Raw genomic sequence first — 17,489 nt, forward strand, 5'->3', positions numbered from 1 at the left:
AGTTAAGCAGCGACGCCTTCAACTACATATTTTGATAGGTCTATATGATCGATCTGTTCCGGTTTTAAATATGTTTCGGCATAACGGATATGTGTCCCGCTAGTTAGGAACAACCTAAACAGTTCTATATCGAGATGCTCGTCCAACGCCATTTTGTACATGATATCGACAGCAACACTAATCGGCTTCGCTTTCTTGTACGGCCTATCCGCAGCAGTTAGCGCCTCAAAAATATCGGAGATCACGAGAATACGTTCTGGAATTGAAAGATCGTCGCCAGTCAACCTCCTTGGATATCCCGTGCCTTTGAGTGTTTCATGGTGCGTCGAAGCATAGCGAGGAACACGGCTTAGTTCTTTCGGGAATGGCAGGTTCTCAAGCATCTTAATCGTGCCAAGCATATGCTCATTTATCTTGAATCGGTCTTCAGCAGTTAACGTGCCACGTGCAATGCTCAGATTGTAGACTTCGCCTAAGTTGTATAGGTGCTCCGGCACATCCATTTTGATTTGATGTTTCGGGTCGAACTCTAACGGCCTATCTCTTTTCACTATATGTTCAGGCTTATCACTTAACAGCAGCTCTGTCGCTGGCAAGCTTGAACTCGATTCTCGATTCAAGGCTTCTATCGGTGATAGACCAAGTTGGTCATCAAAATTACGCATCCAAGTCGTCTCAGCTATCGAACGAATACGAGCAACTTTGTCGTCACTCATGAACTCACCACCAACGTTTGATATCGCGATAAAGGCAAAGTCATCTTGTAGCTGCTGTTTCGTTGCCGCAAGCTCATCGGCTATCAGTTGCGTTGATAGAGTACCTTCAAGTTGTTTTCTCAAAGCAGTGATTTCCGCATCACGCCAAAGTACTTCAAAACGAGTTCTCACCTCGTGGATTCGGTTGTAGTTCGCTTCTAGCTTCGTACCTTTATCGACGATGTGTTCCGGTGTCGTGATCTTGCCACAATCATGAAGCCAAGCCGCAATTCTAAACTCACGGCGTTCGTCATCATTTTTAAACTCAAAGTCTTTGAAGTGCTCAGATTGTGATTGTTCAGCCGCGTCAGCCAACATCAAGCCGAGTTCTGGTACACGATTACAATGCCCTGCCGTATAAGCGGACTTATCATCGATCGCTTGAGCGATGAGCTTGATAAACGACTCAACAAACGCCTCTTGCATCTGTTCATGTCGTTTAATCTCCATAGCCATATCTTTTACGGCAACAGATAATTCCCACACTTCTTTGATTCGAGTATCAAGAATCGTCACGTTGTCATAATCACGCAGCTTAACCTTATGAGTCTCTTCCTCTAATTGGCGAATTGGATGCACTATCGGCGCACCAAAAGCCCAAGCAATAGGCAACGTCAAACTCATCAGTAACACCGTTACACCAACAGAGGTTGCTAGACGTTTATTGACTGTACTGAAGACTTCAGATTCGGGAATCAATACCGCAAAATACTCAGAGTAGTGTTCGCCCGTGTCTATTTTCTTTAAATAGAGATGTTTGATCTCGCCATTCAACTCTACCCTTACCATACTGCCTTCAACCGTTGCTTCCTTAGTCAAATCATAAAGTTCAGTATAAGGAACCGTCGTATTCGTATTAAAGCCGGTATCATGCAGCCACTTTTTCGCTAAGGCATCAAGTTGTTCACCACTTAACTTGCTGATAGCTTGATCAATGATTGGAAGCAATTGTTTATGCTTGCTCTGCAGCACCAAATGGAATTGGTTTGAATAGTTCTGTTTTAGATCTTCTAGAGTCCCATTGACAACAAGGCCTGGCTGGAAAAACCTATCTAATGCAAACGAGAGTACGGGTTCTGCCTCTAAGAAAGCAAAGTTCTCTTCGCTTTCAATTGAATTAAATGCAGACTCTAGGTTTTCAAATTCAACTAAATCAATGTTCGGAAAATCCTCTCTCAACTTAGGAATAATTGACCACCCAGATAAAATGGCAACTTTTTTACCCTCAAGCTCGGCATAATTAGTGACAACCTTCGCGCCGACCCTTGTCACGATAGAAAATGGCAATTCATAAATTGGAGTCGTGTATAGGCCATCTATGCCATTATTTTTATAATTTTGAACCGATTGCAAGCCATCAATACTTCCTTCTTGAAACTTACTGACAAGCTCGCCCCAAGAGAAACCGTTAACAAATTCAAACTTGATCCCTGTCATCTCACCAATCATTTTAAGAAGGTCTATCGCATAGCCGTTTGGTTTTCCCGCCACTGAAAAGTCCATCGGCCCCCAATCATTTTGATTAGACACTAACAGCGGAGGGGTATCGTTAACCAAGGCTTGCTGCTCAGACGATAGCATCAATGTTGGTACATCAAACTCCGATTCCTGATTGTTAACCTTGAGGTTAGACGCAATAATATTACCCGATTTCGAATATAAGAAAGACTCAACCTTACTGTCTTCTGCTAAGCCAAGCGCCGTACTTGATAGTTTGCTAGCCAAAGAAGACAACACAATATCAATACCAATCACATGTTGAACTTCAGATTCTATTTTTGAATCAAACGCTAAAGAATAAGTTTGCCCGGTAATTTGTAAATGCTGGAAAAGATATGGCTGAGTTTTTTCGATCGACTGAACATTAGCAGAAACATACCAAGGCCTGGTCGTTGGAAGGTAGTTGCTCTGCTCCGTAGTTGAGTTTCTTAGCGTAAACTCTTGGTCAAAATATTTCGTCGTACGGACGCGCTCCTCCCCTATATTATGAATCTCAACCACAACCCAACGGTCCGTTTGTTGTGCACCGATTTTTTCTCTAACGACAGGGGCAGATTCTAGATTAATAATTTGGAAGAAGTTTTCATTAGACGAGCCAATGTAAATACTATAAAAGAGAGGGTTATCTTTAATTGCTTCTGAAAGAATAGTACGCGACTCTTCTTTAGATATTTTGTTACTTATAGAACGTTTCACTGAAGAAAGTAAACGCGCGGTATTGGCTGCGTCAGAATCAACCGCGCCGATATAGTTACTCAGCTCTTGGGACACCATCGTCAACTTTGATAGGGTATTCTCAGTCGCCATTTTTTTACTGAAGTAATATTGCAGTGAAACCGCAACAACAGCGGTAAGAAATGTCGCGAGTAAAAACATTCCTCCAACAGTAAATCGTAACGAAATTTTTTTGTCTGTCATTATTCGATCCTTGAATAACCACTAGCTCAGAAATGTAACGTGCCAGCTATAATCATATTATTACAGTAGCACTGCACACCTAGCAACATATTATTCTATATATTAAAGAGCGCCTCTCCATATCACTCTTTGTGTCGCAATAAGTACCCTCTTTAATGATACACAGCAGTATAAAGCGACCAGCAGTCAAAAAATTGTTCACATAAACTCAAGAAAAACCTAGTTATTATTGCTGGAAGAGTCCTATAGCCACGCCTCCGTGAACTTTATGAACAATATTAATCCAATGTTCTTTATTCTCAATATCGCCGCATTACAGACATTTCATTAACACATCGTTAACTTTAGCTTCATCTGCTAAGCAATATCCTACTCATCTGCTTAGTAGCTGGAAATAAAACATAAGTTTCTCTCCATTGAAGAGATCCCCTACATAAGGAACGTGAACCATGTTCAAGGCACTGAAACCTACTCTTGCGGCTTCTATCATCGCAGCAACCTTTTCTTTCAACACTTTTGCTGCTGACCTAGAAAAAATCCACTTCCTAATCCCTGGCGGCGCTGGTGGCGGTTGGGATATGACAGCTCGTGGTACGGGTGATGTATTGGTGAAATCAGACATCGTAGAAAATGTCTCTTTCCAAAACTTGTCTGGTGGCGGCGGCGGTAAAGCCATTGCACACCTAATCGAAACAGCTCAACGCCAAGAAGACACGTTGATGGTGAACTCAACGCCTATCGTTGTTCGTTCACTAACGGGTATCTTCCCACAATCTTTCCGAGACCTGACACCCGTTGCAGCAACTATTGCCGACTACGGTGCAATCGTGGCGTCTGCTGATTCGAAGTACAACACTTGGGAAGACGTCGTTAAAGAGTTCGAAACCAACCCACGTAAAGTAAAAATTGCTGGCGGCTCAGCTCGTGGCAGCATGGATCACCTTGTGGTAGCAGCGGCGTTCAAAGGCGAAGGTTTCGACGCTAAGAAAGTACGTTACATCGCCTACGATGCAGGCGGCAAAGCAATGGCAGCGCTACTGTCTGGCGAAACACAGCTTCTTTCTACTGGCCTTGGTGAAGTGCTAGAGATGTCTAAATCTGGCCAAGTGAAAGTGCTTGCTGTAACGGCACCAAAGCGTCTTGACGCTGCACCTAACATCCCAACACTGACTGAGTACGGCAACGAAACCGTATTCGCTAACTGGCGTGGTTTCTTTGCAGCACCGGGCACAAGCCAAGCGAAGATCGATGAATGGAATGTAGCGCTTGGCAAAATGTACAAAACCGATGAGTGGCAAGTGGTTCGTGACCGTAACGGTTGGATCGACAACTACAAAGCTGACAAAGATTTTTACGCCTTCCTAGAAGATCAAGAAAAACAGATGGGCGACCTAATGCGTGAGCTTGGTTTCTTGAAATAACTAACAACCATAGAGGGCCTATGTGCCCTCTTACTCTTTCCTTGTTTCGCCGTACATGAGTTAACTTCAAACTCCTTTGTTTATTCGTAGACGTATTACTAACGCTTGCCGATTCGTTGTAAACGCAAGTGGCTGATAAACCAGTACCGTAATTCGCTTACCTTTGGTTAGTGATCCCAGACATTTCATTGACTCGCTCATGTACGGCTTTTTTATTTTTTATACCACCCCAAATGGAGTTGGATATGTCGGACTTACCAACCAAATTTCTGAGTAAGGAATCTTTGCTTTCGAAGGATCGCATCGGAGCCATGCTCTTTATGCTTGCATGTTTATGCTATGGCTACCAAACCACGCTGATTCCTTTGTTCCCCGGTGACGAGTACGAACCCTTCACAGCAAGAACCTTACCTATCCTGCTAACGTTTATCGGCATTGGCCTTTCGTTGATCCTGCTTATAACCGGACAGCCGGATAAAAAAGTCACATGCGACACTACGCCGCTGAACTGGAAACTACTTGTTGGCTTCTTGGTGTTAATGGCTCTGTACGGTGTTGGGCTGACTTATCTTGGCTTTGTTTTAGCAACCAGCTTCTTCTTACTTGCAGGCTTTTACCTACTGGGTGAGCGCCGCAAAGCTGTCTTATTTGGCGCGTCGTTTCCTTTCGTTATCGCGTTCTTTCTTTTATTAACTCAAGGCTTAGATATCTACCTAGAGCCTGGTTTAATCTTCACTCTTTGGTAGGGATAACATTATGTTAGACGGAATTTTACAAGGACTTTCGACCGCCGTGATGCCAATGAACATCATGATGGTAATTGTTGGCTGTTTTGTTGGTACCTTTATTGGAATGCTACCGGGACTCGGTCCAATTTCAGCAATCGCGTTGATGATCCCGATTACATACGGCCTAGATCCTTCTTCTGGCCTAATCTTGATGGCTGGTGTGTACTACGGCGCTGTATTTGGTGGCTCGACGTCATCAATCTTAATCAACGCTCCGGGTTGTTCTTCAACGGTAGTAACCGCATTCGATGGCTACCCGATGGCACAAAAAGGCCAAGCTGGTAAAGCGTTGGCACTCGCGGCTTACTCTTCTTTCACTGGCGGCACGCTTTCGGCAATAATGCTTTTGATTGCGGCTCCGGCTTTAGCAAGCGTCTCATTGAGCTTCCAGTCTTCAGACTACTTCGCATTGATGCTCTTAGGTTTATCGGCAGTAGCGGCGTTTGCGGGCCCAGGTCAGGTGATCAAGGCATGGATGATGACCATTCTTGGTTTGATGCTATCTACTGTTGGTATCGACAAAGGCGTTGGTGTTGAGCGTTTCACGTTTGGTCTAACAGACCTGATGGATGGCTTTAGCTTCTTACTTCTTGCAATGGCAACCTTCGCTTTAGGTGAGACTTTAATGGGTATTTTGAAACCAGAGAAAGACACTAGCGGCGAAGAAAGCCAAAAGATGGCTGATATTGGTAGCATGAAAATCACCAAAGAAGAGTTCAAAGAAGTAGCACCTGTTTCGATTCGCTCTTCAATTCTCGGCTTCTTTACGGGTGTTCTACCCGGTGCTGGTGCGACTATCGCTGCGTTCTTAAGTTACGGTATGGAACGTAGTCTTGCGCCAAAAGACAAACAGAAAGAGTTTGGTAAAGGCAGTATTCGTGGTCTTGTTGCTCCTGAATCAGCAAACAACGCAGCTTCAAGTGGTTCATTCGTTCCGCTACTGACGCTTGGTATTCCTGGCTCTGGTACTACCGCAATCATGCTTGGCGCCCTAATCGCTTACGGTATTCAGCCGGGCCCTCGCTTGTTTGTTGAACACCCAGATGTATTTTGGTCAGTAATTATCTCGATGTACTTTGGTAACATCGTACTGGTTATCTTGAATCTGCCTTTAATCCCTTACATCTCTAAACTGCTCGCGGTACCAAGAACGGTACTACTGCCAATGATTATCTTCTTCTCAATCACAGGCGTGTACTTGGTGTCTTTCAACACGATGGATGTTTTTGTAATGCTCATTGTTGCGATGGTTGCGATTGCGCTGAGGTTAGCTAACTTCCCACTTGCCCCATTACTCCTAGGTTTTATCCTTGGTGGATTAATGGAAGAGAACCTACGACGTGCATTGATGATCAGCGATGGCGAGCTGAGCTTCCTATGGGAACGACCAATCACGATGACGTTCACTATTCTGGCTGTGCTGGTACTATCTAGCCCAATCTTAGTAAAACTCTTTAGAAGCTTTAAATCGAAGCCAGTAGAAGTGTAAAACTCTACCAATTCAACGAAACCTCAACGAAAGGAGCCATTGGCTCCTTTTTTCATTTATCTAGTAAATTCGAACCAACAGTTAAAGATGGTAGCAAACTCACAAACTCGTACTTTCAAGATGCACAGCTCTGATATCCATAACAAATTCAAGTAAGGTAAACGATCATTTAACGCGTTGGATTCAAAACTATGGATTGGTTGATTCTATTCTTATCGGGAGTGATTGGCGGAGTGCTTAACTCAATTGCGGGCGGCGGCAGCTTCATCACCTTCCCCGCTCTATTATTTGCTGGTGTTCCACCAATAGCAGCCAACGCGACCAATACCTTTGCTTCATGCGCTGGCTACATGAGCGGAGCCTACGCTCTACGCCACGAAATTCAATCTGGTACTAAGCAACTAAAACTGACCATTGGTTTGTGTATCATTGGCGGCGGCATTGGTGCATTTTTACTACTACACACGCCAGAAGCGCTATTTACTCAATCCGTCCCTTGGTTGTTGCTGTTCGCCGCTCTGCTTTTTACCTTTGGTGGCACACTCAATAAATGGCTTAAGCAAGCAACAGCAAAACATAAGCACGCCACCAGCGCAGGGATATTCTTTTCCGCTTTATTGCTTTTGGTCGTGTGTATCTATGGTGGTTACTTTAACGCAGGTTTGGGGATAGTAACGTTGAGTTACTTAGCTCTGGCTGGTTACACCAACATTAATGTAATGAATGGCATCAAATTGTTGGTGTCTGCGTGTGCATCACTCGCGGCAATCGTGTTCTTTGTTGTGAATGGTTCGATTGATTGGCCGTCAGGCATGGCCGTTTTATTTGGGACATTGGTCGGTGGTTACTATTCGGCAAAAGTCTCGCGCCGCATTCCTCAACAATATGTTCGTACCACAGTGATCATCGCTAGCTTTTTGATCACCGCTTACTTTTTCTATGCTAACTAGACGTTCAGTTCAATAAGGCTTTCAACATGAAAGACAGACCGAAAAGACTCCACTCTCTCAATACCTATTTCGCTATTTTATTGCTCATAAAATAGCCAAGATGAAATATGTGAGGCGAGTCCTTCAATTAGCAAATTTGATAACAATTTAGACTGTTTTTTAGCCTTTATTTTGCCAAAGGTGGGATAATTCTCCTGTCGAAAGTGAGACTTCATTAGGAGGCGTTATGAACATTAAACTCGGTCATGTCATGTCATCAAGTCGACTCATTTGCTTTGTCGCTTTTCTTGCTGCCACATTCGCGTGGATTCTAAAAATGCCCGCTCTGTTTTCTGTGTCAGCGCTATTCCTACTGATCAGCGCCATTGTCTATGTCGTTGACCTTTGGAAGAATCAAAGAAAGAACCGCGAAGCTTAAGACGAATGACTAAAGCGACACGCACTAAAAAAGGAGCGCTTAGGCTCCTTTTGTATTTTGCAGTCAAGGCTTTGTCTATCTGACGATGCTCAACTTACGCCTTTACATAAAGACGTTAAAACTAACGACGCGCTCTTTAAATGCAGACGCCTTTCTATTAACGACGCCCTATTACTAGCGACGAAAGTTACGACCGTTACCGCCGCGGCGCTCTTTAAATGCAGACGCTGCTTTAGCTTGTGATGCTAGAATCGATTCAACCGTCAATTCCATTGGCTCACGAGGTTCTAACCCATGACGGAATGTACGTGAACGCGGAGGCATCTGGTATTCGATATCAGAAGCTTTAGGCATGCGCTTGAAACGGTAAAGGTAGAAATTCTCAACCTTCTCGCGAGCCCACTCTGTTTTCTTCAAATATTTAACGGCACTTGCTACTGTCGGCTTAGTGTTAAAGCAGTTCATGCGCATTGCAGCATCCAAAATTTCCCAACCGTAATGATCCACTAATTCAGTGATCATAGTATCTAGCTTTAAGCCGTGCAGTGGGTTGTTTTGTTGCAGTTCAATTCTTTCGTCTTCAGTCATATCTTTACCTTTTCCAAGGCAACTAAAGGCCTTGAATATACTCTAGAACACCGTCATCACTGACCATATCTAGCTCAATCATTTGGGCATTACATCCATTGCCCTTATCTATGCCTTTATGATGGCATAAAGCATGCTCGTTATCCTATTTATCTTTCAATTTAATTTTAAAATGGTCACTTACTATCCTAATGTCGCGTGCAATACCGCCATGTACTCCCGATTATTGCTTCTCTTAGATTTCGACCAAATTCGTTCAAGTTAACAAAAACCATGATAGAAGCATGAAATATCCATAATTTAAGTAATGAATTATAAATTTATTAGAACGCAGTATTGCTAATTAACAGCACGATGCTATGTTAGAAGTGGTATAGAAACCTACAAATAACGATATTAAACAATGATATAATTATAAATAAAGGTTGGCTTTGACCATGTTTGACTACTCAAAAATCAGCAGAGTAGCCGCCCAAGATAAAGACATTATCGCCATCGTTGATGATCTCTTTCGGCTAGCTCGCGAACATTACCCCATTCTGTCTAGGCTCTCGGTTGTGCTATGCAACGAAAATAGAGCGTCGAATTACTTTGTTTCGGACACTCTGTGCCAAGAAGCCGAACATCGCTACGTTGAGCAAGAACTTACGCCAGAATCGGCTTTGTCGCGCATGGCTGAGTCTTTAGATACCCGGATCATCAACGACCTCACCACCATTAGCTCAACCAAACAAATATCTCACCTGCTCGATCTCGGTCATCAAAGCAGTTATACAACACCGATTCATCATCAAGAAAGTAATCTTGGGTTTGTATTTATCAATGCTTCATCAACAGGATTTTTTGCTAACCAAACTATTCAGTGTGATATCGCCTATCTCACTCAAGTCATCTCTAGCCTTTTCGTTCAGTGGTTTGAGCGCCAACGTCACTTTCAATCCTCTTTAGCGATAGCTTTAAACATGGGTCATGCTCGAGATCCAGAAACCAAAGAACACCTAATTCGCATGGGTAAATACAGTGAAAAAATTGCTCGCACTCTGTCGCACACCAAAAGAGAAATCACCCACCAATTCATTCATCGAATCCGGTTGTATGCGCCCTTTCACGACATAGGAAAATATCGAATTCCAGATAAGGTGCTATTCAGTAGCGCGCGTTTCAACGAAGAAGAAAGAAACATCATGAACAATCACACCTTGTATGGCGAAGAGATGATTGATGACGTGGTTGCCCTTTCCCACCACAGCTCGATGTGCAGTGAAGAGATTCAATTCATTAAGAATATTGTGCGCCACCATCATGAACGGTTTGATGGCTCTGGATTACCTGATGCTTTGAGTAACACAGCGATACCACTCGAAGCTCGAATAGTGACATTAGCCGATGTATTCGATGCGCTGATGAGCAAAAGAGCTTATAAGCACGCGTGGACACTCGATGAAGTGATGGAATACATTGAAATGCAGAACGGTTCAATGTTCGACCCAGAGTGTGTTGTGGCTCTTAAACAGAACCTAGACGGCTTTATGGCAATTCGGGAGCAATACAATGACGATGCTCAGCCGCACTTAATGACAGCTTAGACTATGGCTTCTTTGTTATTCAAGCCTAAGTAAGAGAACGTAAACCAACAAAAAAGGATGCCACTGAGGCATCCTTTTGTTTTCTAGTTTGCAGCTGAAAGAACAAATTTGTTCTCTACTGATTCTAACTAACGATTATACGTCGTAAGTTGTAGAAGCAGTGTCGCCGCCTGTACCAGTCCAGTTTGTGTGGAAGAATTCACCACGTGGACGGTCAGTACGCTCGTAAGTGTGAGCACCGAAGTAGTCACGTTGAGCTTGTAGAAGGTTCGCTGGAAGACGAGCTGTTGTATAGCCGTCTAGGAACGTTAGTGCAGAAGTCATACATGGCATTGGGATGCCAGATTCCATAGACTTAGCTGCAACTTTACGCCAAGCGCCCATGCAGTTGTCTAGGATGCCTTTGAAGTATGCATCTGAACCTAGGAATGCGATCTCTGGGTTCGCTTCGTAAGCATCACGAATGTTGCCTAGGAATGCAGAACGGATGATACAACCGCCACGCCACATAAGAGCAACGTTACCGTAGTTTAGATCCCAGCCGTTTTCGTTCGACGCTTCACGCATTAACATGAAACCTTGAGCGTAAGAGATGATCTTAGAAGCAAGTAGAGCCTGACGAATTGCATCAACCCACTCTTGCTTGTCGCCTTCAACTGGAGCAACAGTCTTGCCGAATAGTTTCTCAGCTTCAACACGTTGATCTTTAAGTGCAGACAGGCAACGAGAGAATACAGACTCAGTGATTAGAGTCAGTGGGATACCCATGTCTAGTGCGTTGATACCTGTCCATTTGCCCGTACCTTTTTGGCCAGCAGTGTCTAGGATCTTCTCAACTAGCGCTTCACCGTCTTCATCTTTGTAACCAAGGATGTCAGCAGTGATTTCGACTAGGTAGCTGTCTAGCTCAGTTTTGTTCCAGTCAGCAAATACAGCCTGCATTTCGTCGTGGTTCATACCTAGGCCATCTTTCATGAACTGGTATGCTTCAGTGATAAGCTGCATGTCACCGTATTCGATGCCATTGTGAACCATCTTAACGAAGTGACCAGCACCGTCGTTACCAACCCAATCACAACAAGGCTCACCTGCGTCAGTTTTCGCAGAGATACCTTGGAAGATAGGCTTAACCGCTTCCCAAGCTTCAGGAGAACCGCCTGGCATGATAGAAGGACCGAAACGAGCGCCTTCTTCACCACCAGAAACACCCGTACCGATGAAGTGGATGCCTTTCTCACGAAGAGCAGCAACACGACGGTTAGTGTCCGGGAAGTTAGTGTTACCACCATCAATGATGATGTCGCCTTTGTCTAGAAGTGGTACAAGCTTGTCGATGAACGTATCTACAACGTCACCAGCACGAACCATAAGCATCACTTTACGTGGCGCTTCTAGCTTCTCAACTAGCTCTTCTAGAGAGTAAGCACCAACAATGTTAGTACCTTTAGCTGGGCCTTCTAGGAACTCGTCTACTTTCGCAGCAGTACGGTTGTGAGCCACAACTTTGAAGCCGTGGTCGTTCATGTTTAGGATAAGGTTCTGACCCATTACTGCTAGGCCAATTACACCGATATCACCTTTCATTATTTATATCTCCTTGCGGCTATTCGCACTTATGCGATAGCACTTGCTGCATTTGAATCTAGGAACCACTCTGTTTCGCCAGTTTTAGACTGGATTTTCGCTGCCGGGTAAGGCAGTTCTGAAGCAGGAGTTGTATGAATTTCTTTAACGATCTCGACTTTACCTGCGCCAAGCACTAGGTAGCTGATTCGTTTTGCTGCTTCTAAAACTTTCGCTGTTTTAGAAACACGGATCTGACCCGACTCTGGGTGAGAAGCTAATACAGATAGGTTCTCATCTTGGTAGTCAGTTACACCCGGGAATAGTGAAGCTGTGTGGCCGTCTGCGCCAACACCTAGCAGAATCCAATCGAATACAGGCGTGCCGTTTTCAGTTGGAATCACGTCTGCCATCTCTTTTGCGAAACGCTCTGCTTCTGCTTTAGGCTCATCTTCACCACGGATGCGGTGGATGTTCTCTGCCGGAAGGTTCACGTTCGAGAAAAGTAGCGCGTTCGCTTCGCCGAAGTTGCTTTCTGCATCATCAGGTGCAACACAACGTTCGTCGCCCCACCAGAAGTGAAGGTTATTCCATTGAATACCTTCCGCGTATGGAGCTTGGGCTAAAAGCTTGAAAAGCATTTTTGGCGTGCTGCCACCAGACAGTGAAATGTGAACAGGTTTGCCCTGCTCGCTGTATGCTTTCATTTCATTTGCTAGGTTTTCAACGACCAATTCTGGCGTTGCAAAGATCTTGTGGTTGATCATAGTTCGCAGTAATCCGTGTCTGTTAGGTTTTTACATGGGAAACGCCATGCGCGGCCATCACGTTGCAGAAGCTCATCCGCTTCTTGCGGGCCCCAAGTACCACAAGCATAGCCAAACAGTGCTTGAGGATCTTGTTTAAAGTCTAAGATTGGTTGAACGTACTTCCAACACGCTTCTACTGCATCGGTACGTGCAAACAGAGTCGCATCACCGTTCAGTGCATCAAGAAGAAGACGCTCATAAGCCGTTAGCATTTGAGTTTCAGGCAAGTCAGAGTAAGAGAAGTTCATTTTCACTTCTTTTGCTTTGAAACCTGCACCTGGCTCTTTCAAACCAAAGCTCATCTGAATACCTTCATCCGGTTGGATACGGATAATCAGCTTGTTCTCTGGTGCATCTTGACCAAACACTGGGTGTGGCGTGTTCTTAAAGTGAATCACGATTTCAGTTACGCGCGTTGGTAAACGTTTACCTGTACGTACGTAGAAAGGAACCCCATTCCAACGCCAGTTGTTGATATGAGCTTTCAAGCCGATGTACGTTTCAGTACGAGAGTCATCTGCGACACCATGCTCTTCACGGTAACCAGGCAAATGCTGACCACGAACGTCTGATGCTGTGTATTGACCTAATACTAAATCTTTACGCAGGTCGTCTTCTTCCAGTGGTTTCAGACACTGAAGTACTTTAACCACTTCGTCACGAATTGAATCCGCATTGATTTGAGCTGGTGGCTCCATGCCAACCATTGCTAGAACTTGCAGCAGGTGGTTTTGGAACATGTCACGAACTGCGCCAGAACCGTCGTAGTATCCGCCGCGCTCTTCAACGCCAAGGAACTCAGCACCTGTGATTTCAACGTATTCAATAAAGTTACGGTTCCACAGTGGTTCAAACATCGCGTTTGAGAAACGAAGCACTAGAAGGTTTTGTACCGTCTCTTTACCAAGGTAATGGTCGATACGGTAGATCTGGTGTTCTTGGAAGTGATGATGGATCTCTTCATCTAACGCTTGAGCTGATGCTAAGTCGTAACCAAATGGTTTCTCGATGATCAGACGACGCCAGCCGTTCTTTTCATCGTTCAGGCCATGCGCAGCAAGGTTTGCTGGAATCACACCGTATAGGCTTGGCGGGGTTGCCAAGTAGAACAATGTGTTATGGTTTTCGAATTGGTAGTCTTGCTCAAGCTTGTCTAGACGTTGTGCTAAACGAGCGTAGTCGTCTACATCTGAAGTGTTGATCGCTTGGTAATGCAGATGTTCAATAAATGCATTCAGCGTCTCTGGCTCAGTTTTTTCCATTTCCTGAAGAGACTTCTTCAGCTTCTCACGGTAAGACTCATCGCTGTACTCAGTACGGCTCACTCCAAGAATCGCAAAGGATTTTGGTAGTTGATTGCTAGCATACAGGTGGTACAAAGCAGGAATTAACTTGCGGTAAGTTAGATCTCCCGATGCACCAAAAATAACGATGCTGCTGTTTTCAGGTATTACCATCATCTTTCCTATAAAAACAAGGTTTTTAGTATTCGCCAAAGGTATCAGCGACATACGAAAATAGATAATAGGTCTTGGCTATTACATCAATAGCGAGTGCCTATTACACTTGAGAATGCGTTTGGTAAACGAGGGTGAAAGCTATCACCTCTATTCGGGACAGTATTGTCTATGAGTATTTGATTTACATCAACCACTGTGAAAGCAATCGATTAAATATTGACTCATTTCGAACAAATTCTAATCGATAGCTCAGTTAGCCGAGCCCGAGAGTGAAGCAAATCGGTATTCTCAAACATTGTAGTCAAGAAAGAACGGTATCTGGTCGGTGGAGTGAATAATAGGAAATGGAGAGAAAGGCAAAACCAGCCTATTCAACTGGCTTTATATTTATTTGACAGCATCGCGTTTGTCTTTGTGACTTGTTGTCGCTAAATCTATCTTCTAGCTTTGTTGTAGCAGCGTTCTGGGCGGCCTACTGACCCGTAATTTAAGTCAGCCACTAACTCGCCAGTCGTGATTAGAAATTCCAAATAGCGTCGAGCGGTGGTTCGACTCGCTCCAATCCGTTCACCTGCTTCATCTGCTGTAATATCAGCAATGTCGGCTTGTTGAAAAATGGCTCTAATTTTATCAAGCGTTACGCCATCAATTCCTTTGGGTAATGTTGACACTTTTCCTGAGTCCGCTTTCGCGTTGGCTTGCAGCATCTTATCGACCAAACCTTGGTTCAAATCAGACACACTTTCAAACTCTTGCAGCTGCGATTGATATTTTTTCAGCGCCGCTTCTAAGCGAGGAAACATCACAGGTTTCAGCAGATAGTCCACGACTCCACCGCGCATTGCCTGTTGCAAGGTATCGACGTCTCGCGCAGCAGTAATCAAAATCACATCACAACCCTGATTACTACCACGAACGTGGTTCAAAATATCAAGCCCGCATCCATCCGGCAGATACACATCCAACAAAACCAAGTCAGGCTTTAATATGTCTAATTGCATTAACGCTTCAGACTGCGTGGTCGCAATCCCCACCACATCAAAGCCACCCATCTGTTCTAAATAACGATGGTGTAGCTCTGCAATCGCAATATCATCTTCAATGACCATGACTCTCGTGATTGCGCTCATTTATGTTCTTCCTTTAACCATGCTTTTTCCGTCACGATGATCTTCACTCGATCACTTCGCGCTTAATTATTATTGTGCTTCTTTTGGCAGATAAACCGTCATTCGCGTACCAAAATCGTGGTTGTCGACCATTTCAAGCTGTCCTTGATATCGGTCTGCCAGTTGCTTTATTAAATACAAACCGACGCCGCGATTCTGTTTCGCTTTGCTTGATACGCCTTTTTCGGTGAGTGCTTTCGTCGCCAAGTCTTTCGGCAAACCACACCCTTTGTCTTCTACTTCTACGATAATTTCATTACCAAAATCACTGATTGAAACTTCAATAACTCGACGCGCTGGAGTAATTTGACCCTCTTGCTTAATAGCCGTCATAGTGGCATCAAAGGCGTTATCTATCAGGTTACCAAGAATTGTGACAACGTCATCCGCGTTCAGCCAGCTAGGCAATGCTTCAAGCCTTGAGCCTTCTTCGACTTTGAGCTCTAAGCCTATTTCTCTCGCACGCTCCGTTTTCCCCAAGAGCATACCTGCAATGAGCGGGTCTTTAACGGTTTCACGCAAGAACTCGATCAAGCTTTGATAGTGTGCTGTTTCTTGGCCAATCAGCTGCTGTACTGAATCCAACTCGCCCATCTGGATCAAGCCACTAATGGTGTTGAGCTTGTTTTGATGCTCATGGGTTTGTGAACGGAGTAAATCAGCATACTCTTTGGTTTGTGAGAGCTGGTCTGTTAAGTCGTTGATTTCATCTCGCAATCGAAAGCTGGATACCGCCCCAACGACTTCACCCGCCACGATAATTGGGCTGCGGTTGGCAACGATTCGCTTATTGTTCAGGTACAGCTCGACGTCGTGATCGGTTTCACCAGTGGATAACAGTTGCTCTAAATCACTGCCGGCCAATACATCTGAAAGGCGCTGCTGGTTTAGTGCAGACTCTCTATCGATAGACAAAATATCGCAGGCACTCTTATTAATAGAACGTAAAATTCCGTGCTTATCGATACTCAGAATACCTTCTTTCACGGTACTCATAGTCACATCTAACTCGACATACAGTCGGCCGTTCTCTTCGGGTTCAAAGCCTAAAATAGCGCGTTGAAAGCGACGAGACACATAGCTTGAAATCAAAGCGTTGACCGCAACCACCAGCAACGCCATCACAATCAAAAAGGCTAAATAAGGTTCGATTCGGTCTTGTAACGAGTCCAACAAATAGCCAACCGACACCACGCCAATGACAGTGCCTTGTGGGTCTTTAACCGCGGATTTCCCACGGACAGAGAAGCCAAGTGATCCTTTGGCCGTCGACACATAAGATTCACCCAACACCAGTGCTTTTTGGTTATCACCACCGCGCATTGGTTTACCAAGCCTGTCATCATAAGGGTGAATCAGGCGGATACCTTTATCATCTCCCACAACGATAAACGCCGCGCCAATGAGCTGGGTAAGGTTTCGAAATTTAACTTGAGTTTCTTCAGACAGAACGTAGGGAGCGCCATTAGGGCCCATCGTTCCATTTTCTTGAATAATGCTGGTGACAAGTGGCGATTCAGACAGAAATTCAGCAACACCTAACGCTTTCAAACCCATCTCTTGCTCTTGAGATTGTTTGATATAATAAAAACCAGCCGCTGAAAGTATCAAAAGTTCAACAAGACCAGTGACCGTCATGATAATCAGCAGCCTTTTACGGAAGCTGATACTACTCCATTTCATATTCCACCGTCCCTAGTGTAAGACGAGCAATGTTAACACCAAGTTAATTAGATGACCTTTCTACGTACGCGAATTTGTGACTGTTACTCAACTAAATAATTGAGCAGATTATTAATTGATAATCCTTTACGTTGTTCACCTCGATTAATCGTTCGCTTTTAGAACGGATTAGCTTAAAAATCAAAATAAACGAATAAATATTGAGCTAGATCACTAAGCTTTTAGGTGTTTTTTAGGTTGTTTAAAATAAATACAATTATAATAGTTGCATATGAAGAAGTTTATTGTTGCCAAGCCATCAGTCATGATTTTCAGACTCTGCTTTAAATCGAAATTTCGGTTAACAAAAAGACAACAACTCTTCGCTCACTGGACGTATCTATAACGAAACG

At 44.2% G+C, this 17,489-nt stretch carries 13 protein-coding genes; 6 read left to right on the forward strand and 7 right to left on the reverse strand.

Annotation, left to right across the window (positions count from 1 at the left end; translation table 11 throughout):
- Positions 1-2: 2 nt before the first annotated feature.
- Positions 3-3,173, reverse strand: a complete 3,171-nt coding sequence (locus AC3CH4_RS08470; RefSeq protein ID WP_488542811.1) for an HD domain-containing phosphohydrolase — start codon at positions 3,171-3,173, stop codon at positions 3-5.
- A 449-nt stretch (positions 3,174-3,622) separates the two neighbouring features.
- Here AC3CH4_RS08470 and AC3CH4_RS08475 point away from each other — a divergent pair, with 449 nt between their 5' ends.
- The 5 genes from AC3CH4_RS08475 (at position 3,623) to AC3CH4_RS08495 (ending at position 8,239) form a co-directional block, all read left to right on the forward strand.
- Positions 3,623-4,594 carry a tripartite tricarboxylate transporter substrate binding protein gene (locus AC3CH4_RS08475; RefSeq protein WP_488524389.1) on the forward strand — a complete coding sequence of 324 codons (972 nt, stop codon included), beginning with the start codon at positions 3,623-3,625 and terminating at the stop codon, positions 4,592-4,594.
- A gap of 245 nt (positions 4,595-4,839) precedes the next feature.
- Positions 4,840-5,340, forward strand: a complete 501-nt coding sequence (locus tag AC3CH4_RS08480; protein WP_171308697.1) for a tripartite tricarboxylate transporter TctB family protein — start codon at positions 4,840-4,842, stop codon at positions 5,338-5,340.
- A gap of 10 nt (positions 5,341-5,350) precedes the next feature.
- A complete protein-coding gene (locus tag AC3CH4_RS08485) occupies positions 5,351-6,871 on the forward strand; it encodes a tripartite tricarboxylate transporter permease (protein WP_004733593.1) in 1,521 nt (506 codons plus the stop codon).
- Between the two features lie 191 nt (positions 6,872-7,062).
- Complete coding sequence (locus AC3CH4_RS08490; RefSeq protein ID WP_488542812.1) at positions 7,063-7,821, forward strand: sulfite exporter TauE/SafE family protein; 759 nt, start codon at positions 7,063-7,065, stop codon at positions 7,819-7,821.
- Between the two features lie 226 nt (positions 7,822-8,047).
- Positions 8,048-8,239: a hypothetical protein gene (locus AC3CH4_RS08495; RefSeq protein WP_004733590.1), complete on the forward strand. Its 192-nt coding sequence runs from the start codon at positions 8,048-8,050 to the stop codon at positions 8,237-8,239.
- A 174-nt stretch (positions 8,240-8,413) separates the two neighbouring features.
- On the opposite strand, the gene AC3CH4_RS08500 is transcribed toward AC3CH4_RS08495, so the two are convergent.
- A complete protein-coding gene (locus AC3CH4_RS08500) occupies positions 8,414-8,827 on the reverse strand; it encodes a VF530 family protein (protein WP_054547682.1) in 414 nt (137 codons plus the stop codon).
- Positions 8,828-9,252: 425 nt separating this feature from the next.
- On the opposite strand from AC3CH4_RS08500, the gene AC3CH4_RS08505 reads away from it, so the two are divergent.
- On the forward strand, positions 9,253-10,413 hold the full coding sequence (locus AC3CH4_RS08505) for an HD-GYP domain-containing protein (RefSeq protein WP_114633608.1): 1,161 nt from the start codon (positions 9,253-9,255) through the stop codon (positions 10,411-10,413).
- 135 nt (positions 10,414-10,548) lie between these two features.
- On the opposite strand, the gene gnd is transcribed toward AC3CH4_RS08505, so the two are convergent.
- The 5 genes from gnd to AC3CH4_RS08530 form a co-directional block, all read right to left on the reverse strand.
- Positions 10,549-11,997, reverse strand: a complete 1,449-nt coding sequence (gene gnd, locus AC3CH4_RS08510; protein WP_004733587.1) for a decarboxylating NADP(+)-dependent phosphogluconate dehydrogenase — start codon at positions 11,995-11,997, stop codon at positions 10,549-10,551.
- A gap of 29 nt (positions 11,998-12,026) precedes the next feature.
- The gene (pgl, locus tag AC3CH4_RS08515) at positions 12,027-12,743 is read right to left on the reverse strand and encodes a 6-phosphogluconolactonase (protein WP_012603788.1); all 717 of its coding nucleotides are present in this window, start codon (positions 12,741-12,743) and stop codon (positions 12,027-12,029) included.
- Positions 12,740-14,242 (reverse strand): glucose-6-phosphate dehydrogenase, encoded by a 1,503-nt coding sequence (zwf, locus tag AC3CH4_RS08520; protein WP_181257720.1) that lies wholly within the window; start codon positions 14,240-14,242, stop codon positions 12,740-12,742. The genes pgl and zwf overlap by 4 nt, the downstream gene beginning before the upstream one ends.
- 437 nt (positions 14,243-14,679) lie before the next feature.
- Positions 14,680-15,375 carry a response regulator gene (locus tag AC3CH4_RS08525; RefSeq protein ID WP_004733584.1) on the reverse strand — a complete coding sequence of 232 codons (696 nt, stop codon included), beginning with the start codon at positions 15,373-15,375 and terminating at the stop codon, positions 14,680-14,682.
- A 69-nt stretch (positions 15,376-15,444) separates the two neighbouring features.
- On the reverse strand, positions 15,445-17,097 hold the full coding sequence (locus tag AC3CH4_RS08530; RefSeq protein ID WP_488542813.1) for a sensor histidine kinase: 1,653 nt from the start codon (positions 17,095-17,097) through the stop codon (positions 15,445-15,447).
- Positions 17,098-17,489 lie beyond the last annotated feature (392 nt).

Source organism: Vibrio sp. QJM3NY_26, from assembly GCF_057786005.1.

Bases quoted from the DNA above. Each gene is read 5' to 3' on its own strand.
- AC3CH4_RS08470 (WP_488542811.1), bottom strand. From the start codon at position 3,173: ATGACAGACAAAAAAATTTCGTTACGATTTACTGTTGGAGGAATGTTT.
- AC3CH4_RS08475 (WP_488524389.1), top strand. From the start codon at position 3,623: ATGTTCAAGGCACTGAAACCTACTCTTGCGGCTTCTATCATCGCAGCA.
- AC3CH4_RS08480 (WP_171308697.1), top strand. From the start codon at position 4,840: ATGTCGGACTTACCAACCAAATTTCTGAGTAAGGAATCTTTGCTTTCG.
- AC3CH4_RS08485 (WP_004733593.1), top strand. From the start codon at position 5,351: ATGTTAGACGGAATTTTACAAGGACTTTCGACCGCCGTGATGCCAATG.
- AC3CH4_RS08490 (WP_488542812.1), top strand. From the start codon at position 7,063: ATGGATTGGTTGATTCTATTCTTATCGGGAGTGATTGGCGGAGTGCTT.
- AC3CH4_RS08495 (WP_004733590.1), top strand. From the start codon at position 8,048: ATGAACATTAAACTCGGTCATGTCATGTCATCAAGTCGACTCATTTGC.
- AC3CH4_RS08500 (WP_054547682.1), bottom strand. From the start codon at position 8,827: ATGACTGAAGACGAAAGAATTGAACTGCAACAAAACAACCCACTGCAC.
- gnd (WP_004733587.1), bottom strand. From the start codon at position 11,997: ATGAAAGGTGATATCGGTGTAATTGGCCTAGCAGTAATGGGTCAGAAC.
- pgl (WP_012603788.1), bottom strand. From the start codon at position 12,743: ATGATCAACCACAAGATCTTTGCAACGCCAGAATTGGTCGTTGAAAAC.
- zwf (WP_181257720.1), bottom strand. From the start codon at position 14,242: ATGGTAATACCTGAAAACAGCAGCATCGTTATTTTTGGTGCATCGGGA.
- AC3CH4_RS08525 (WP_004733584.1), bottom strand. From the start codon at position 15,375: ATGAGCGCAATCACGAGAGTCATGGTCATTGAAGATGATATTGCGATT.
- AC3CH4_RS08530 (WP_488542813.1), bottom strand. From the start codon at position 17,097: ATGAAATGGAGTAGTATCAGCTTCCGTAAAAGGCTGCTGATTATCATG.